Origin of the sequence: Rathayibacter sp. AY1C9 (genome assembly GCF_002932315.1) — a bacterium.
Taxonomy (GTDB): domain Bacteria; phylum Actinomycetota; class Actinomycetes; order Actinomycetales; family Microbacteriaceae; genus Rathayibacter.
The window spans coordinates 75,279-92,822 of record NZ_PSVZ01000013.1 but is presented as its reverse complement, the minus strand read 5'-3'; the positions used below and the strand labels follow the sequence as shown (position 1 = coordinate 92,822).

Genomic DNA, 17,544 nt, shown 5'->3' with positions numbered 1-17,544 from the left:
CCTCCCGAACCGAAGGAAGACCCGCCCCCGTGAGCATCGAGATCAACAACGAGTCGAGCGTCCCCGTCGACGAGGCCGCCCTGCTGCGCCTCGCCGGCTACGCGCTCGACTCGCTCCACGTCCACCCCGACGCCGAGCTCGCGATCGTGCTGGTCGACGAGGGCGCGATGGAGCAGCTGCACGTGCAGTGGATGGACGAGCCGGGGCCGACCGACGTGCTCAGCTTCCCGATGGACGAGCTGCGTCCCGGGACCGAGGACGAGCAGACCCCCGCGGGGCTCCTCGGCGACATCGTGCTCTGCCCGCAGGTCGCGCAGTCCCAGGCCGAGTCGGCCGGCCACTCCGTGCTCGACGAGCTGCAGCTGCTGACCGCCCACGGGCTCCTGCACCTGCTCGGCTTCGATCACGCCGAGCCGGAGGAGGAGCGCGAGATGTTCGGCATCCAGCGCGACATCCTGGTCGGCTTCCACATCAGCGAGCGACGCCGCTAGAGCGCGCCGTGCCCACTCTCCAGCTCCTCATCGCCGCCCTCGCGCTCGTCGCCGTCGGCGGCTGGTTCGCCGCGACCGACGCCGCCCTCGGCGTCCTCTCGCGCAGCGACCTGCTCGACATGGCCCAGCACTCCCGCAGCGCCCGCGCTCTCCGCGCGATCGCGGGCGACATGAGCGCCCACGTCAACGTCGTCAACTTCTCGCGGATCGCGGCCGAGACGACGGCCGCGGTGTTCGTCACCACGGTGCTGGTCGTCGAGGTCCCGCAGCTCTGGCTCGCGCTCCTGCTGGCGGTCCTGATCATGGCGGCGGTCTCGTTCGTCCTGGTCGGCTCCAGCCCGCGCAGCGTCGGGCGCGCGAACGCGCGTGCGGTCCTGTCCACCAGCGCCTCGCTCGTGCACGTGCTCCGGCTCGCGCTGGGTCCGGTCGCGCACGGGCTCGTGGCTCTCGGCAACCGGGTGACGCCGGGGACCGGGCGCTCGGCGGGGTTCTCCTCCGAGGAGCAGCTGCTCAGCATGGTCGACGAGGCGACCGAGCAGGACGTGCTCGAGCAGGACGACCGCGAGCTGATCCACTCGATCTTCGAGTTCAACGACACCTTCGTCCGCGAGGTGATGGTGCCCCGCACCGACATGGTGACGATCGAGGCGACCTCCTCCGTCGGCGCCGGCATGGGGCTCCTGCTGAGCCGCGGCATCTCCCGGCTCCCCGTCATCGGCGACGGCGTCGACGACGTCCTCGGCGTGCTCTACCTGCGCGACGTGGCCCGGCACACCTACGAGCGGCCGGACGACGACGACACGGTCGCCGATCTCGCGCGCCCGGCGCTGTTCGTGCCCGAGTCGAAGAAGGCCGACGAGCTGCTCCGCCAGATGCAGCTCGAGTCCAACCACCTCGCGATGGTGGTCGACGAGTACGGCGGCATCGCGGGCCTGGTGACGCTCGAGGACCTGATCGAGGAGCTCGTCGGCGACATCTCCGACGAGTACGACCGCGAGGTCGACCTCTTCGAGGAGACGGCGCCCGGGGTCTACCGCGTCTCGGCGCGCCTGCCGGTGGACGAGCTCGGCGAGCTGTTCGAGCTCGACCTCGAGGACGACGACGTCGACTCGGTCGGCGGACTGCTGACCAAGGCCTACGGGCGCCTCCCCGAGCGCGGCGCGACGGCGCGGATCGGCGGAGTGCTGCTCGAGGCCGAGCAGGCGGACCCGCGCCGTGGGACCATCTCCACGGTGATCGTCCGCCGCGATCCCGATCTGGACACCGCCGGCGAGCCCGGCACCGGCCCCGTCGCGATCATCGCGGACGGCGGCACCACCACCCCCAGCCCGAGCACGGCTCCCACCCGCGGAGCCACGGGCGATCAGCACGAGGACGCACGATGACCGACACCACTCCCGCCGCCGCTCCCTACCGGGCGGGCTTCGTGTCCTTCGTCGGCCGCCCGAACGTGGGCAAGTCGACGCTCACGAACGCCCTCGTCGGCGAGAAGATCGCCATCACGAGCTCGAAGCCACAGACCACGCGGCGCGCTATCCGCGGCGTGGTGCACCGCACCGACGGCCAGCTGATCGTCGTCGACACCCCCGGCATCCACCGGCCGCGCACGCTCCTCGGCGAGCGGCTGAACTCGCTCGTCACCTCGACCCTCGGCGACGTCGACGTCATCGGGATGCTGTTCCCCGCGGACGAGCCGATCGGCCCGGGAGACCGCTTCATCAACGAGCAGCTCGACTCCTTCCCGCGCGCTCGGAAGGTCGCTATCGTCTCGAAGGTCGACCTCTCCTCGAAGAAGTCCGTGGCGAAGCAGCTGCTCGCCGTCTCGGAGCTGCGCGAGTGGGACACGATCGTGCCGATCTCGGCCGTGACCGAGGAGCAGCTGGACGTCCTGGCCGTCGAGCTCCTGCGCCTGATGCCCGTCTCGCCCGCCCTCTACCCGGAGGAGGCGGTGACCGACGAGGACCTGTCCTCGCGGATCGCCGAGTTCATCCGCGAGGCCGCCCTCGAGGGCGTCTCGGACGAGCTGCCGCACTCCCTCGCCGTGACGCTCGACGACATGGTCGAGCGCGAGGACGGCTCGCTGATCGACATCTACGCCAACGTCTTCGTGGAGCGCGACAGCCAGAAGGGCATCATCATCGGCAAGGGCGGCCAGCGCCTGCGCGAGGTGGGAGCCGTCTCCCGCGAGCAGATCGAGCGCCTGCTGGGCCGCCGCGTGTTCCTCTCCATCCGGGTGAAGGTCGCCAAGGAGTGGCAGCGCGACCCGAAGCTGCTGGGGCGCCTGGGCTTCTGACGCCGGAGGACGACCGCGGTCACCCTCCAGGACGACGCCCCCGGGCGCGCGGACCCGTAGCGTGGTCCTCATGCGCGCCCTCCTCGACCGACCGGCGGCCCTGCCGATCGCCGGGGCGCTGCTCGCCGCCCTCCACCTGCTGCTCGGGCTCACCGGGGCCACTCCGACCGAGCGGATCGCCGGCGGCCTCGTGCTCGCGCTGGCCCTCGCCGTCGCGGGATTCCTTCCCGCGCTCGCCCCCTCGCTCGTCGCGGTCGGCGCGCTCGCCGACGGAGGCGTCCTGCTCGGCGGCGTCCCCGTCGACGGGGTCCTCGTCGGCCTGGTCGTCCTCTGGCAGACGACCCGCCGGGTGGGCCCCTGGACCCGTGCCCTGGCGCTCGCGGGCGGCCTGATCCTCGCCGGGATCGGCGGCGTCACCGTCGCGCTCGGCCTCTCCGGCCCGCTCGATCCGTCCGGGCTCCCGGCGCGCGTGGAGTTCGTGGTCCTCGCCCTGGTCGCCCTCGCGGTCGCCTCCGTGCTCGGTGCGGCGAAGGTCCTCGTGTACCTCAACGCGCTGCGGGCGCCGGTCCTCGCGAGCGATCGGATCGACGCGCTGCTGAACCGGGTCGCCGGGCCGCAGGACCCCTTCGCGGTGGGGGTCGCCGGTGGTCAGGCGCTGGTGCTCCTCCTCGTCGCCGGCCTCCCGTTCGCCGGGGTGGAGGGCGCGATGCAGCTGCTGGTCGCGGGCGTGCTCGCGGTCGCGCTGGTGCTGCACCGGCGGTCCCCGGTCCTCGCCCTCTCGATCGCCTGGGCCGGTGCCGCCCTGCAGATGAGCGCGAGCCTCGCTCCCGGACCCGCGGATCTGGCCATCCTGGCCGTCCTCTTCGGCGCCGGCGCGTCGGAGTCGCGGCGGATGCGGATCGCGGGAGCGGTGTCGGCCGTCCTCGGCGCCGTGATCGCCGTCGTCTACCTCGTCCTCGTCTTCGACCTCGTCGCGAGCGCCTACGACGGCCTCCTGTCGGCCGGAGCCACCTTCGGCGGGATCCTCGCGACGCTCGGCCTCTCCTGGACCATAGGACTGCTCTCCCGCTCGGTCCGCCGGGCGCGTGAGGGCCAGACCCTGCGCGCGCAGGCCGAGCAGGAGCGCGCCCGGGCGCAGCGCGAGCTCGACACCGTGGAGGAGCGCAACCGGATCGCCCGCGACATGCACGACGTCGTCGCCCACTCCCTCGCCGTCGTGATCGCGCAGGCGGACGGCGCGCGCTACCTCGGCGCCACCAGCCCCGAGCAGACCGACGCCGCGCTGCTGACCATCTCCTCCGTCGCCCGGGACGCCCTCGGCGACGTGCGCGTGCTCCTCGCCCAGCTGCGGCACTCGCAGAGCGACGGCCCGCAGCCCGGCGCCCGCGACCTGCCGGCCCTCCTCGACAGCGTGGGCGGAGCCGGAGCCCCCGTCCGCGCCGAGCTCGCCGTCGACCTGGAGGCGGTGCCGCGCGCCGTCGGTCTGGCCCTGTACCGGATCGCCCAGGAGGCGACCACGAACGCTCTCCGCCACGGCCGCCCGGGCTCGCCGCTCGACATCGCCCTGCGCCAGGACGGCGGCGAGCTCGCCCTGACCGTGCGCAACGCCCGGTGCGCCGACGTCGAGCGCGACTCCCTGCCGGGCGATGGCCACGGACTGGTCGGCATGCGCGAGCGCGCCGCGCTCGTCGGGGGAGTGCTCGCCGCCGGCCCGGTCGGGGACGACTTCGTCGTCGACGCGCGCCTGCCCTCCTCCCCGTCCCTCGCCCGCACCGCCCCACCCCTCGCCTCCGGAGGCAGCCCCGCATGACCGACACCATCCGCCTCGTCCTCGTCGACGACCAGGCCCTCTTCCGCGCCGGCATCCGCATGCTGCTCGGCTCGCAGCCCGACCTCGAGGTGGTCGGCGAGGCGTCGGACGGAGCGGAGGGCGCGGAGCTGGTCGCGCGGCTGGCCCCCGACGTCGTGCTGATGGACATCCGGATGCCGGGCGTCGACGGGATCGAGTCGACCCGGCGGATCCTCGCGGACGCGCAGGAGCGGCGGGTCGAGCCTCCGCGCATCCTCGTGCTGACCACCTTCGACCTCGACGAGGCCGCCGCGCGCGCCATCCGGGCGGGCGCGAGCGGCTTCCTCCTGAAGGACACGGAGCCCGGCTTCCTCCTCGCCTCCGTCCGCACCGTGCACGCGGGGACCGCCGTGGTCGCCGCCTCCGCGACCCGCGAGCTCTTCGAGCACTTCGGAGCGGCGGGCAGCGGACGCGAGACCCCGCCCGCCTTCGCGACCCTCACCGACCGCGAGCGCGAGATCTTCCACCTGGCCGCGCGGGGGATGAGCAACACCGAGATCGCGCGCGCCGAGTTCCTGAGCGAGGCGACGGTGAAGACGCACATCAGCCGCACCCTCGGCAAGCTCGGCCTGCGCGACCGCGTGCAGCTGGTGGTCTACGCCTACGAGAACGGCCTGGTCTCCTAGAGCGGGACGCCGGGGTGACGCGCCGCGGGGGCGGTGCTACCCTGACCGGGTGCGCTTCGGACAGCTCCTCCTTCTCCGCCGCGACGAGATCTGATCCTCAGGCCATCCTCGTCGCGGAGTCCGTCGTCGGCTGAACCATCCCTCGCCCGCGAGGTCGATCCGCATCCGGATCCCCGCGAGACCGCCCGACCGGCACCGCCCACCAGCGGAGCCGCACGCGAGCGGGATCGGTCACGAGCGAGAACAGACACGTGCGCACCACTGCGCCGGGAGAGCACCTCATGCTGAACAACCAGAAGCCGTCGCCCATGCCGATCGGCAAGTACCGTCCCTTCCACGAGCTGATCGCCGTGGACCTGCCCGACCGCACCTGGCCGTCGAAGCGCATCACGACCGCGCCCCGCTGGTGCGCCGTGGACCTCCGCGACGGCAACCAGGCGCTCATCGACCCGATGAGCCCCGAGCGCAAGCGCATCATGTTCGATCTGCTGGTCCGGATGGGCTACAAGGAGATCGAGGTCGGGTTCCCGAGCGCGAGCCAGACCGACTTCGACTTCGTGCGCAGCCTCATCGAGGAGGGCGCGATCCCCGAGGACGTCACCATCCAGGTGCTGACCCAGGCCCGCGACCACCTGATCGAGCGCACCTACGAGTCGATCCGCGGCGCGCGCCAGGCGATCGTGCACCTCTACAACTCCACGAGCGTGCTGCAGCGCGAGGTCGTGTTCCGCAAGGACCGTCAGGGCATCATCGACATCGCGCTGGCCGGCGCCCGCAAGTGCCGCGAGATGGAGTCGACCGTCCCCGGCACGGCCGTCTACTACGAGTACTCGCCCGAGAGCTACACCGGCACCGAGCTCGACTTCGCCCGCGAGATCTGCGACCGGGTCGTCGAGGTCTTCGAGCCGACTCCCGAGCGCAAGGTCATCCTGAACCTGCCCGCCACCGTCGAGATGGCCACCCCGAACGTCTACGCCGACTCGATCGAGTGGATGAGCCGCAACCTCGCGCAGCGCGAGAACATCGTGCTGTCGCTGCACCCCCACAACGACCGCGGCACGGCCGTGGCGGCGGCCGAGCTGGGCTACCTGGCCGGTGCCGACCGGATCGAGGGCTGCCTCTTCGGCAACGGCGAGCGCACCGGCAACGTCGATCTGGTCGCGCTGGGCGTGAACCTGTTCACCCAGGGGATCGACCCGCAGATCGACTTCAGCGACATGGACGGCATCAAGCGCACCGCCGAGTACTGCAACCAGCTGCCCGTGCCCGAGCGCAGCCCCTGGGCGGGAGACCTGGTCTTCACCGCCTTCAGCGGCTCGCACCAGGACGCCATCAAGAAGGGCTTCGAGGCGATGCAGGCCGAGGCCGAGCGGACCGGCCGCAGCGTCGACGAGCTCACCTGGGCCGTGCCCTACCTGCCGGTCGACCCGAAGGACCTGGGCCGCTCCTACGAGGCGGTCATCCGCGTCAACTCGCAGTCCGGCAAGGGCGGAGTCGCGTACCTGCTGAAGACGGACCACGCGCTCGACCTGCCGCGCCGGCTGCAGATCGAGTTCTCGGGCGTCGTGCAGGCCAAGACCGACGCCGAGGGCGGCGAGGTCACGAGCGAGCAGATCTGGACGGTGTTCCAGGACGAGTACCTGCCCGCGCCCGCCGAGCGCGCCGACGAGAAGTGGGGCCGCTTCGAGCTGCTGCGCACGAACACGTCGAGCGATCTGGGCGGCAGCATCGCGCTGGACGCGGTCCTCCGGGTGGGCGACGAGCGCGTGTCGGCCAGCTCGCGGGGCAACGGCCCGATCAACGCCTTCGAGGCCGTGCTGGAGCAGCAGGGCGTCGAGGTCCGGGTCCTCGACTACGTCGAGCACGCGCTCAGCGCCGGCGGCGACGCGCTGGCCGCCTCGTACGTCGAGTGCACGGTGAACGGCCGCACCCTGTGGGGCGTGGGCGTGGACGCCGACATCTCGACCGCCTCCCTCAAGGCCATCGTCTCGGCCGTCAACCGCGCCCTGCGCGAGGAGGTCCCGGTCCGCGAGCTGGCCGGCGCCTCCGCCTGATCGGGCCCGATCCCCGCCGTGGGAGCCGTGATGCGTCGCGGCTCCCCCGGCGTTCCCGTGCGCGGACCGCGCGGGACTCCGCTCCCTGCGTCCGGGTCGGCCGCCGCTAGGTCCGGCGGCGCCAGCGCAGGCGCGGCACCCCGCTGAGCGCGCGCTGCTCGGGCAGGCTCCAGCCGTAGCGGACCGCGAGCAGGCGGATGACCGTGGTCACGCCCACCGCGAGCGGCGCGGCGAAGTCGATCGTCACTCCGAAGCGCAGCGCGAGGACCAGGACGCCGGTGCCCACCGAGGCGGCGACCGCGTAGAGCGAGCCGACGTGCATCAGCGCGATCGGCCGGTTCAGCAGGATGTCGCGGACGACGGATCCGCCGACGGCCGAGACGGTGCCGACGAACACGGCCGGCACCTCCGGCACGCCGAGCGACAGGGCTTTCGTGGTGCCGATCGCGCCGAAGAGCCCGAGGGTCAGCGCGTCGAGGGCGGTGATCGTCCCGTCGACCCGGTTCAGCAGGTGCTGGAGCAGCATCCCGAGCAGGGAGGCGGTCACCGCGACGATCAGGTACGCGTCGGTGTGCAGGGCCACCAGGGGCGTCTGGAGCAGCAGATCGCGGAGCACGCCGCCGCCGAGGCCGGTGGCCGTGCCGATGATCGTGACGCCGAGCAGGTCGATCCGGCGGTCGCGGAACTCGCCCGCGAACATCGCGCCCTGGAGGCAGCCGATGGCGATCGCGAGCAGGTCGGCCCAGGCCGGGATCTCGAAGAGGGAGGCTGCCACCCGGACATCGTTCCACGGCGCGGGCCCTGCTCCGGCCGGGCTGCCAGCCGGGTGTCGGGGGTCGGGGGGATAATCGGAGGATGCCCACCTATCGCGACGAAGCCGTGGTGCTCCGCACGCACAAGCTGGGCGAGGCCGACCGCATCGTGACGCTGCTCTCGCGCAGCCACGGCAAGATCCGCGCGGTGGCGAAGGGCGTTCGCAAGACCGGCTCCAAGTTCGGCTCGCGGCTCGAGCCGTTCATGGTCGCCGACCTCCAGCTCTACGAGGGCCGGAGCCTCGACATCGTCACGCAGGCCGAGTCGCTCGGCGCCTACGGTGCGCTGATCGCCGCCGACTACGACAGCTACACGGCGGCGAGCGCGATGGTCGAGACGGCGGACCGCCTCACCGACGCGGACGCCTCCCTGCAGCAGTACCTGCTGCTCGTCGGGGCCCTGCGCTCGCTCTCGAAGCACGAGCACGAGCCGGTGCTGACGCTCGACTCCTACCTCCTGCGGGCGCTCTCGATCGCGGGCTGGGCGCCCAGCTTCGAGGACTGCGCGCGCTGCGGCGCTCCCGGGCCCCACGGCGCGGTCGTGGTGCAGCTCGGAGGCGTCGTCTGCGCCGACTGCACGCCGCCCGGCGCACCGCGGGTCGCTCCGGAGGTCGTGGTCCTGCTGGGCGCACTGCTCACGGGAGACTGGGCCCACGCCGAGACCACCGAGCCGACCACGCGGTCGCGGGCGAGCGGAGTGGTCGCCGCCTACACGCAGTTCCACCTCGAACGCGGTCTGAGATCCCTGGAGCACGTCACCCGATGAAGCCCTTCACCCACAAGGACGCCGAGCCGTACCGCCCTCTCGACTGGACCGGGATCCACCCGCCCGCGATCCCGCGGAAGGCCGTTCCGGGGCACGTCGCCATCGTGATGGACGGGAACGGCCGCTGGGCGAACTCCCGCGGCCTGACGAGGATCGAGGGGCACAAGCGCGGCGAGACGGCGCTGCTGGACGTCGTGGCCGGAGCGATCCAGATCGGCGTGAAGCACCTCAGCGTCTACGCGTTCTCGACCGAGAACTGGAAGCGCTCGCCCGAGGAGGTGCGCTTCCTGATGGGCTTCAACCGCGATGTGCTGCACCGCCGCCGCGATCAGCTCAACGAGTGGGGCGTGCGCATCCGCTGGGCCGGCCGGAAGCCGCGCCTGTGGGCGTCGGTGATCAACGAGCTGCAGTTCGCCGAGCGGATGACCGCGGACAACGACGTGCTGACGCTCACCATGTGCGTCAACTACGGCGGGCGCACCGAGATCGCCGACGCGGTGCAGCGGCTCGCCGCCGAGGTCCAGGCGGGGCGGCTCAAGCCCTCCGGCATCTCCGAGAAGACGATCGCCAAGGCGCTCTACGTGCCCGAGATGCCGGACGTCGACCTCTTCGTGCGCTCCTCCGGCGAGCAGCGCACCAGCAACTTCCTGCTCTGGCAGAGCGCCTACGCCGAGATGGTGTTCCTCGACCGGCTCTGGCCGGACTTCACGCGGACCGACCTCTGGGACGCGATCGAGCACTACTCCGGCCGCTCCCGCCGCTTCGGCGGCGCGGTCGACGTGCCGGGGGCCTCCTCGTGATCCGGGTCGGAATCGTCGGCTTCGGGCTCGCGGGCAGCGTCTTCCACGGTCCGTTCCTCGCGGCGGATCCCGCTTTCGAGGTCGTCGCCGTCTCCACCCGCGACGCCGGTCGGAGGGCCGCGGCCTCCGCCGCGCATCCCGAGGCCCGGATCGTGCCCGACCTCGACGCGGTGCTCGCCGAGCGGCCGGAGCTGGTCGTGCTCGCCTCGCCGCCGTCGGTGCACCGGGAGCAGGCCGTCCGAGTGCTCGAGGCCGGAGTCGCCGTCGTGATCGACAAGCCCTTCGCACCGAGCGCGGCCGACGCGGACGCGATCATCGCCGCCTCCGAGCGGAGCGGTGCGCCCGTCTTCGTCTTCCAGAACCGGCGCTGGGACGCCGATCTGCTCACCCTCCGCCGCCTCCTGGGCGAAGGGGTCCTCGGCGAGGTCCTCCGCTTCGAGTCGACCTTCGAGCGCTGGAGCGCGCCGAAGACGGGCCGGTGGCAGAGCGAGACGGGTCCGGCCGAGGGTGGCGGGATCCTCTTCGATCTCGGCAGCCACCTGGTCGACCAGGCGCTGCTGCTGTTCGGCCCGGCGGTCGTCACGGCGGCCGAGACCCGGACCGTCCACGAGGGCTCCGCGAGCGAGGACGACGCGTTCGTCTCGCTCCTGCATCACAGCGGCGTCCGCTCCCACCTCACCATGAGCCGCGTCGCCCGGGCGACCGGCCCCCGCTTCCGCGTGCTCGGCACCCGCGCCGCCTTCAGCGTCGACGGTCTCGATCCGCAGGAGACCGCGCTCCGCACCGGCGGCGCCCGACCGGACGACGACGGCTTCGGCGAGGTCGCGCCGGAGGGATGGGGCGTCCTCGTCGACGACTCCGGCGCACACCCCGTGCCGAGTGAGCGGGGACGATACGCCGCGTTCCTCGAGCAGGTCGCGCTGTCCCTCCAGGACGGCGCTCCCTCGCCGGTCGACGTCCGCGAGGCCCGCGAGGTCGTCGCCGTGCTCGAGCAGGCGCACGCCCTCGCCGCCCGCTGACCGGGCCCGCCGCCGGCGCGCCCGGTCGCTCCCCGGTCTTGGCGATCCGGCTCCGGAGCGTCATCCTCGAGAGGTGAGCACCGCACTGCCGAACTCCGCCGACCTGCGCGCGCGCTTCGCCGGTGCCCGCGGCTACCACAACGCCTGCACCCTCGGCCTGCCGCCGCGGCAGACCGTCGAGGCGCTGCGGGCGGACCTCGACGGCTGGTCGTCCGGGGAGAGCACGGCCGCCGCCTACGGCGCTGTCGCCGAGCGCGCGCGTGCCTCGTTCGCCGCGATCGCCGGCGTCCCGGTCGACCGTGTCGCGATCGGCTCGCAGACCTCCGCCATGGCCGCCGTGCTCGCCGCCTCGCTGCCCGACGGGGCCCGCGTGCTCTGCGTGGACGGCGACTTCTCCTCCATCGTGTTCCCCTTCCTCGCCCAGGCGCACCGCGGAGTGACCGTGCGCTCCGTCGCGCTCGAGGCGCTGTCCGACTCCGTCGAGGACGGGGACGACCTCGTCGTCTTCTCCGCCGTGCAGTCCAGCAGCGGAGCGCTCGCCGATCTCGACTCCGTCCTCGAGGCGGCCGCGCGCCACCGAGTGCGGACCGCGTGCGACCTGACGCAGGCGGCCGGCGTCCTGCCGGTCGACGCCTCCCGCTTCGACGCGACCCTCACCCACGCCTACAAATGGCTGTGCTCGCCGCGCGGAGTGGCGTTCCTCACCGTCTCGCCCGCCTACGCGGCCGAGCTCGTCCCCGTGCAGGCGGGCTGGTACTCGGGGGAGGACGTGTGGTCGTCCTGCTACGGACCGGCCATGCACCTGGCCGAGAACGCCCGCCGCTTCGACGTCTCGCCGGCCTGGCAGGCGTTCGCCGGCGCCGAGGCGTCGCTCGCTCTGTTCCGCTCGCTCGACCTCGACGCGGTCTGGGCGCACGCCTCCGGCCTCGGCGACCTGCTGTGCGAGCGGCTTGACCGGGAGCCTCAGCACCGGGCGCTCGTGTCCTGGCCGGACGAGGGGGGAGCGGACCTGGAGCTGCTGCAGGCCGCGGGTCTGCGCGTCTCGGGCCGCGGCGGCCGGCTCCGCATCGCCTTCCACCTCTGGAACGACGAGTCCGACGTGGACGAGCTCGTCCGCGTGCTGCGGGAATAGCGGGGCGCCCCCTCCGTTGTCCTGGGGGGTGAGTGCTGAGCCGAGCCCCCTGTCCGTCGACGTCTGGTCCGACATCGCCTGCCCCTGGTGCTACATCGGGAAGCGCCGGTTCGAGCGCGGGCTCGAGGCCTTCCGCGCCGCGCACCCCGAGGCTCCGGAGGTCGTCGTGGAGTACCGCAGCTTCGAGCTCTCGCCGGACACGCCGGAGGACTACCGCGGGGGAGAGGCGGCGTTCCTCGCCGAGCACAAGGGGATCCCGGAGGCGCAGGCGCAGCAGATGCTCGACTCCGTCACGGCGATCGCGGCGGGCGTCGGCCTCGACTACCACTTCGAGTCGGTGCGCCACGTCAAGACGGTCACCGCCCACCAGGCGCTCCACCACGCCAAGGAGAACGGACTGCAGCTCGAGCTCGTCGAGCGTCTCCTGAGCGCGTACTTCGTCGAGGGCCGCGACCTGGCCGATCCGGAGGTGCTCGCCTCGCTCGCCGGCGAGGTCGGGCTCGACCCGGCGGAGACGCGCCGCGCTCTCGAGGACCGGCGCTACCTCGGGCGGGTGCAGTCCGACATCGCGCAGGCCCGCGAGTACGGGATCTCGGGGGTGCCGTTCTTCGTCCTCGACGGGCGCTTCGGCGTCTCCGGCGCCCAGGAGCCGGCGGCGTTCACCGAGGTCCTCGAGCACATGCTGGAGCAGCGGGCGGCCGTCGCGTGAGCGGGCCGTTCGAGATGCTCGGCGACTCCGGCGGGCCGCTGTGCGAGGACGGCGTCTGCGCCGTGCCGCAGGCCGCGGAAGCGCAGGCCGAGGTGCCGCCGATCAGCGCGGAGGCTCCTCCACGGTGATGTCGGCCACGGTCGCGCCGTAGGCGGCCACGAGGGCGTCCGCGTCGACGAAGGCGCTGCGCCCGTCGGCGCCGGCTCCCATCGCGACGCGGCGGCCGAGGATCCGCTCGTCGGCGTAGACCGGCCAGGCCGTCGTGGAGCCGATCGGGGTGATGGTGCCGCGCCGGTAGCCGGTCGCCTCGAGGGCGGCCGTCTCGTCCGGGAGGCGGAGCTTGTTCACTCCGACCACCGCGCGCAGCTTCGGCCACGCGATCTGCCGCCCGCCGGGGACGAGGGCGAACAGGTAGCCGCCGTCGTGGCGCTTCACTACGAGCGACTTCACGATGTCGCCGGGCTCGATGCCCAGCAGCGCGGCCGCCTCGTGCAGGCTGCCGGCAGCGGGCCTCTCCACGATCTCGACCGCCAGGCCGCGGGCGGACGCGTCCGCCTCCAGCCGCTGCGAACCGTCCTCCACAGGTGTGCTCCCGTTCATCTCTCCACCTCTCAGCTCGTCACTCCGCCTTCCCCAACACAGGATCTGGGAGAATCGATACCGATGTCCTCCACTCTCACGGCCGCCCCGCCCGCGCGCACCGCGCCGGCGCTCCGGATCGGCCCCCTCGAACTCGACGCGCCGGTGGTGCTCGCCCCCATGGCGGGCATCACCAACACGGCGTTCCGCCGCCTCTGCCGCGAGTTCGGCAACGGCCTCTACGTGAGCGAGATGATCACCTCCCGCGCGCTCGTCGAGCGCACGCCGGAGTCGATGCGCCTCATCCGCCACCACCCCAGCGAGTCGGTGCGCTCGATCCAGCTCTACGGAGTGGACCCGGTCACGGTCGCCGAAGCGGTCACCATGCTCGTCGCCGAGGACCGGGCCGACCACATCGACCTCAACTTCGGCTGCCCCGTGCCCAAGGTCACCCGGAAGGGCGGGGGAGCGGCCCTGCCGTGGAAGCTCCCGCTGTTCCGGCAGATCGTCGAGGGCGCCGTGAAGGCCGCCGGCGACGTCCCGCTCACCGTCAAGATGCGCAAGGGCATCGACCCGGACCACCTCACCTACCTCGAGGCCGCCCGTGCCGCCGAGGGCGCCGGGGTCGCGTCGATCGCGCTGCACGCGCGCACCGCCTCCGAGTTCTACAGCGGGCACGCCGACTGGTCGGCGATCGCCACGCTCAAGGAGACGGTCACGAGCGTGCCCGTGCTGGGCAACGGCGACATCTGGTCGGCCGAGGACGCGCTGCGGATGATGGCCGAGACGGGCTGCGACGGAGTCGTCGTCGGTCGCGGCTGCCTCGGGCGCCCCTGGCTCTTCGGCGACCTCGCCGCCGCGTTCGCCGGCTCCGACGAGCGGTTCCGCCCTTCGCTCGGACAGGTCGCCGAGGCGTTCCGCCGCCACGCGGAGCTGCTCGTCGACTTCTTCGAGAGCGAGGAGCGCGGCTGCCGCGACATCCGCAAGCACGTCGCCTGGTACTTCAAGGGCTACGCCGTCGGCGGCGACCTCCGCGCTCGCCTGGCCACCGTCGAGTCGCTCGCGCAGCTCGACGAGCTCCTGGCGACGCTCGACTGGACGCAGCCCTATCCGGGCGAGGCGGCCGAGGGGCAGCGGGGCCGCGCCGGCTCGCCCAAGGTCCCCTCCCTCCCGGACCGCTGGCTCGAGTCCCGCGAGCTCGACGCCGGGCAGCGCGACGCGGTCTCGGCCGCCGAGATCCACAACAGCGGTGGATGACCGCGCGCTCTGGGGGTACTCGCTCGTCGACACCGAGCGATTCCTGCCGGAGGACCACTCGACCCGCCGCTCCGACTTCGCCCGCGACCGCGCCCGGCTCTTCCACTCCAGCGCGCTCCGCCGCCTGGCCGCGAAGACCCAGGTGCTCAGCCCCACGGCGGGCGTCGACTTCGCGCGCAACCGCCTGACCCACTCGCTCGAGGTGGCGCAGATCGGCCGGGAGCTCGCCACGAGCCTCGACCTCGACCCCGACGTCGTCGACACGGCCTGCCTCGCGCACGACATCGGGCATCCGCCGTTCGGGCACAACGGCGAGCGCGCGCTCAACACCTGGGCCGAGGGGATCGGCGGCTTCGAGGGCAACGCGCAGACCTTCCGGCTGCTCACGCGGCTCGAGCCGAAGGTGTTCGGCGACGACGCCCGCCCCTACGGGCTGAACCTCACCCGCGCCAGCATCGACGCGAGCTGCAAGTACCCCTGGCCCGACACGCGCTCGGTCGCGGACCCGTCGGGGCGCGCCAAGTTCGGCTTCTACGCCGACGACGCCCCCGCGTTCGCCTGGATGCGCGAGGGCGCCCCCGAGGGGGTGCGCTGCATCGAGGCCGAGGTGATGGACCTCTCGGACGACATCGCCTACTCCGTGCACGACTTCGAGGACGCGGTGGTCTCCGGCTACATCGACGTCGAAGCACTCGGCTCCCGCGCCGACCACGAGGACCTCGTGCAGTCGATGCACTCCTGGGTCGGCGGGGAGGTCGGACACGACGAGCTCGTCGCCGCCTTCGACCGTCTCGACTCGCTCGACGTGTGGGTCTCCTCCTGGGACGGCTCCCGCCGCGACCAGGCCCGGCTCAAGAACCTCACCAGCCAGCTCATCGGCCGCTTCGCCGCCGCCGCCACCGAGGCCACCCGCGAGGCGTACCAGCACCCCGACCTCGTCCGCTTCGGCGGCCACGTCGTCGTCCCCCGCGAGCAGCAGGCCGAGATCGCCGTGCTCAAGGGGATCGTCGCGACGTTCGTGATGTCGCGGAACACCCGCCAGCCCATCTACGCCCAGCAGCGCGAAGTCCTCACCCGCCTCGCCGACACCCTCCTCGACCGCGGCCCGGGAACCCTCGAGCCCGGCTTCGCCGAGGACTGGCACGCCGCCCCCGACGACGACGCCCGCCGCCGCGTCGTCGTCGACCAGGTCGCCAACCTCACCGACCAGAGCGCCCTCGCCTGGTTCGAGAGGCTGTGCTGATGCGCTGAGCCGGGCGGCGCCCGGCTCAGCTGTGCCGCCGGTCCCTGCTCGGCGTCACCGCGGTCGGCTTGTCGAGGTGGTGCGTTCCAGGGAGCGGGGTGCGTCCGCCTGAGGCGATCCGCTGTTACGCGGATCGTCCGTTCGGCGGTGCTCGATTGCACGCCGGTCCTCGCCCGGCGTGGCGCGGTCGGCTTCTCGGGGTGGTGCGGTTCGTGGAGCGGGGTGCGTCCGCCTAGGGCGATCCGCTGGCACGCGGATCGGCCGTTCGGCGGTGCCGGGGGCACGCCGGTCACCGCCGGGCGTCACCGCGGTCGGCTTGTCGGGGTGGTGCGTTTCGTAATGCGGGGTGCGTCCGCCTAGGGCGATCCGCTGGCACGCGGATCGGCCGTTCGGCGGTGCCGGGGGCACGCCCGTCACCGCCAGGCGTCACCGCGGTCGGCTTGTCGGGGTGGTGGGTTCCAGGGAGCCGGGTGCGTCGTCTGAGGCGATGTGCTGGTGTGCGGGTCGGCCGGTCGGCTCGGAGGGCGGGGAGGGCACCGCACCGCGAGGCGCGGAGGGGCGCGGGGCGGCGGGTACGGTGAGGGCGTGGGAGCGGAGCGGACACGGCAGCGGATCCTCGAGGCGGCGACGGAGGAGTTCGCGGCGCACGGGCTGGCGGGAGCGCGGGTCGACCGCATCGCGGCACGGTCGGGGATGAGCAAGCCGATGCTGTACTCGCACCGGCCGACGGCGCGCGAGGCCGTCGCCGCCGTCGTCCGCGTCAGCGCGGAGGGGTACTCCGCGCCCGGCACTCCTGCCGGCTGCTTCGTGCTGAGCGAGCCGCGGCTCGAGGCCCGTCACCGCGAGATGGAGGCGCTCGTCGCTGCCCGGGTCGAACGCGGGATCGAGGAGGGCGACGTGCCGCCGGAGACGGACGCCGGATCCGTCGCCGCCTTCGTCGTCGCCGTGCTCAGCGGGATGTCGACGCAGGCCCGCGACGGAGCACCGGCGGACCGCATCGCGGTGATCGGCGAGCTCGCACTCGGCGCGCTGCCGGCGGCCACGGGCGTGCGAGCCGCAGGGCGCACGCCGGGAGCTCCCGGATGAGACTGCGTCGGCCGCGTCTCGGCCTCCTCGCCCTGGTCGTCGCGGGGCTGCTGCTGGTCCAGCCCGCCGCGGCCTCGGCGGCACCGCTGCTCCCTCCCGCGAACGGCGTCCTCGACTACCAGCTGGGAGGCGCCTACGCTCCGGCGTCGAGCGTCACCATCGTCGACCGCGACCGCACGGACGCGCCCGCCGCCGGCCGCTACAGCATCTGCTACGTGAACGCCTTCCAGACCCAGCCCGGCGAGAGCGCCGCCTTCGCGAAGCGGCACCCCGAGCTCCTGGTGAGGCGAGCGGACGGGAAGCCCCTCGCCGATCCGGGCTGGCCGGACGAGTACCTCTTCGACGTCTCGACCTCCGCGAAGCGGACCGCTCTGCTCGCGATCGTCGGCGCCTGGATCGACGGCTGCGCCGAGGACGGCTTCGACGCCGTCGAGGCCGACAATCTGGACAGCTACACCCGCTCGGGCGGGAGGCTGACGAAGTCGCAGGCGCTGGCGTTCGCCACCCTCCTGACGGCGCGCGCTCACCGCTCCGGCCTGGCGATCGGCCAGAAGAACGGAGCCGATCTCGCCGCTGCCGGGAAGAGGACGGTCGGCTTCGACTTCGCCGTCGTCGAGGAGTGCCAGGTCTACGACGAGTGCGCGGCGTACACGGACGTCTACGGGCGCCAGGTCTACGAGATCGAGTACACCGACAACGGCCGGTCCGCCTACTCCGAGGCCTGCGCCGCGCAGGGCCGGAGCATCTCGGTCACCCTCCGCGACCGCGACGTCGTCCCCCGTGGCGCACCGGGCTACGTGAACCGGCACTGCTGACGCCGGGCGGACG

The 17,544-nt window shown here is 73.1% G+C and carries 17 protein-coding genes; 15 read left to right on the top strand and 2 right to left on the bottom strand.

The window, feature by feature from the left end; all coding sequences use genetic code 11:
- Positions 1-29 precede the first annotated feature (29 nt).
- The 6 genes from ybeY to leuA all read left to right on the top strand — a co-directional run bounded on the left by ybeY (position 30) and on the right by leuA (position 7,313).
- Positions 30-491 (top strand): rRNA maturation RNase YbeY, encoded by a 462-nt coding sequence (gene ybeY, locus C5D09_RS10620; protein ID WP_104223424.1) that lies wholly within the window; start codon positions 30-32, stop codon positions 489-491.
- 8 nt (positions 492-499) lie between these two features.
- Entirely contained in the window at positions 500-1,876 is a 1,377-nt protein-coding gene (locus C5D09_RS10615; protein WP_104223425.1) for a hemolysin family protein, read from the top strand.
- Entirely contained in the window at positions 1,873-2,784 is a 912-nt protein-coding gene (gene era / locus C5D09_RS10610) for a GTPase Era (RefSeq protein WP_104223426.1), read from the top strand. Before C5D09_RS10615 ends, era begins: the two co-directional genes overlap by 4 nt.
- 70 nt (positions 2,785-2,854) lie before the next feature.
- Complete coding sequence (locus tag C5D09_RS10605; protein WP_146085628.1) at positions 2,855-4,594, top strand: sensor histidine kinase; 1,740 nt, start codon at positions 2,855-2,857, stop codon at positions 4,592-4,594.
- Positions 4,591-5,259, top strand: coding sequence for a response regulator transcription factor (locus tag C5D09_RS10600; protein WP_104234459.1), 669 nt, complete (start codon positions 4,591-4,593; stop codon positions 5,257-5,259). Before C5D09_RS10605 ends, C5D09_RS10600 begins: the two co-directional genes overlap by 4 nt.
- A gap of 281 nt (positions 5,260-5,540) precedes the next feature.
- Positions 5,541-7,313 (top strand): 2-isopropylmalate synthase, encoded by a 1,773-nt coding sequence (leuA, locus tag C5D09_RS10595; RefSeq protein ID WP_104238221.1) that lies wholly within the window; start codon positions 5,541-5,543, stop codon positions 7,311-7,313.
- A 106-nt stretch (positions 7,314-7,419) separates the two neighbouring features.
- On the opposite strand, the gene C5D09_RS10590 is transcribed toward leuA, so the two are convergent.
- Positions 7,420-8,088: a trimeric intracellular cation channel family protein gene (locus tag C5D09_RS10590; protein ID WP_104223430.1), complete on the bottom strand. Its 669-nt coding sequence runs from the start codon at positions 8,086-8,088 to the stop codon at positions 7,420-7,422.
- Positions 8,089-8,168: 80 nt separating this feature from the next.
- Between C5D09_RS10590 and recO the strand changes: the two genes are divergently transcribed.
- The 5 genes from recO to C5D09_RS10565 all read left to right on the top strand — a co-directional run bounded on the left by recO (position 8,169) and on the right by C5D09_RS10565 (position 12,551).
- Entirely contained in the window at positions 8,169-8,891 is a 723-nt protein-coding gene (recO, locus tag C5D09_RS10585; protein ID WP_104223431.1) for a DNA repair protein RecO, read from the top strand.
- Positions 8,888-9,691 carry an isoprenyl transferase gene (locus C5D09_RS10580; protein ID WP_104234456.1) on the top strand — a complete coding sequence of 268 codons (804 nt, stop codon included), beginning with the start codon at positions 8,888-8,890 and terminating at the stop codon, positions 9,689-9,691. Before recO ends, C5D09_RS10580 begins: the two co-directional genes overlap by 4 nt.
- On the top strand, positions 9,688-10,710 hold the full coding sequence (locus C5D09_RS10575) for a Gfo/Idh/MocA family oxidoreductase (protein WP_104260974.1): 1,023 nt from the start codon (positions 9,688-9,690) through the stop codon (positions 10,708-10,710). The genes C5D09_RS10580 and C5D09_RS10575 overlap by 4 nt, the downstream gene beginning before the upstream one ends.
- Positions 10,711-10,783: 73 nt before the next feature.
- The gene (locus C5D09_RS10570) at positions 10,784-11,842 is read left to right on the top strand and encodes an aminotransferase class V-fold PLP-dependent enzyme (RefSeq protein ID WP_104247507.1); all 1,059 of its coding nucleotides are present in this window, start codon (positions 10,784-10,786) and stop codon (positions 11,840-11,842) included.
- A 28-nt stretch (positions 11,843-11,870) separates the two neighbouring features.
- Positions 11,871-12,551, top strand: coding sequence for a DsbA family protein (locus tag C5D09_RS10565; RefSeq protein ID WP_104269263.1), 681 nt, complete (start codon positions 11,871-11,873; stop codon positions 12,549-12,551).
- 102 nt (positions 12,552-12,653) lie between these two features.
- On the opposite strand, the gene C5D09_RS10560 is transcribed toward C5D09_RS10565, so the two are convergent.
- Positions 12,654-13,151, bottom strand: coding sequence for an aminoacyl-tRNA deacylase (locus C5D09_RS10560; protein WP_104223436.1), 498 nt, complete (start codon positions 13,149-13,151; stop codon positions 12,654-12,656).
- A gap of 63 nt (positions 13,152-13,214) precedes the next feature.
- Here C5D09_RS10560 and dusB point away from each other — a divergent pair, with 63 nt between their 5' ends.
- From dusB to C5D09_RS10540, 4 genes are all read left to right on the top strand, one after another.
- Entirely contained in the window at positions 13,215-14,387 is a 1,173-nt protein-coding gene (dusB, locus tag C5D09_RS10555) for a tRNA dihydrouridine synthase DusB (RefSeq protein WP_104223437.1), read from the top strand.
- A complete protein-coding gene (locus tag C5D09_RS10550) occupies positions 14,380-15,630 on the top strand; it encodes a deoxyguanosinetriphosphate triphosphohydrolase (RefSeq protein WP_104223438.1) in 1,251 nt (416 codons plus the stop codon). Before dusB ends, C5D09_RS10550 begins: the two co-directional genes overlap by 8 nt.
- Positions 15,631-16,215: 585 nt before the next feature.
- Complete coding sequence (locus tag C5D09_RS17840) at positions 16,216-16,716, top strand: TetR family transcriptional regulator (RefSeq protein WP_181027184.1); 501 nt, start codon at positions 16,216-16,218, stop codon at positions 16,714-16,716.
- On the top strand, positions 16,713-17,531 hold the full coding sequence (locus tag C5D09_RS10540; RefSeq protein WP_104247510.1) for an endo alpha-1,4 polygalactosaminidase: 819 nt from the start codon (positions 16,713-16,715) through the stop codon (positions 17,529-17,531). Before C5D09_RS17840 ends, C5D09_RS10540 begins: the two co-directional genes overlap by 4 nt.
- Positions 17,532-17,544 lie beyond the last annotated feature (13 nt).

Bases quoted from the DNA above. Each gene is read 5' to 3' on its own strand.
- C5D09_RS10600 (WP_104234459.1), top strand. From the start codon at position 4,591: ATGACCGACACCATCCGCCTCGTCCTCGTCGACGACCAGGCCCTCTTC.
- dusB (WP_104223437.1), top strand. From the start codon at position 13,215: ATGTCCTCCACTCTCACGGCCGCCCCGCCCGCGCGCACCGCGCCGGCG.
- recO (WP_104223431.1), top strand. From the start codon at position 8,169: ATGCCCACCTATCGCGACGAAGCCGTGGTGCTCCGCACGCACAAGCTG.
- C5D09_RS10540 (WP_104247510.1), top strand. From the start codon at position 16,713: ATGAGACTGCGTCGGCCGCGTCTCGGCCTCCTCGCCCTGGTCGTCGCG.
- C5D09_RS10580 (WP_104234456.1), top strand. From the start codon at position 8,888: ATGAAGCCCTTCACCCACAAGGACGCCGAGCCGTACCGCCCTCTCGAC.
- era (WP_104223426.1), top strand. From the start codon at position 1,873: ATGACCGACACCACTCCCGCCGCCGCTCCCTACCGGGCGGGCTTCGTG.
- C5D09_RS10605 (WP_146085628.1), top strand. From the start codon at position 2,855: ATGCGCGCCCTCCTCGACCGACCGGCGGCCCTGCCGATCGCCGGGGCG.
- C5D09_RS10560 (WP_104223436.1), bottom strand. From the start codon at position 13,151: ATGAACGGGAGCACACCTGTGGAGGACGGTTCGCAGCGGCTGGAGGCG.
- leuA (WP_104238221.1), top strand. From the start codon at position 5,541: ATGCTGAACAACCAGAAGCCGTCGCCCATGCCGATCGGCAAGTACCGT.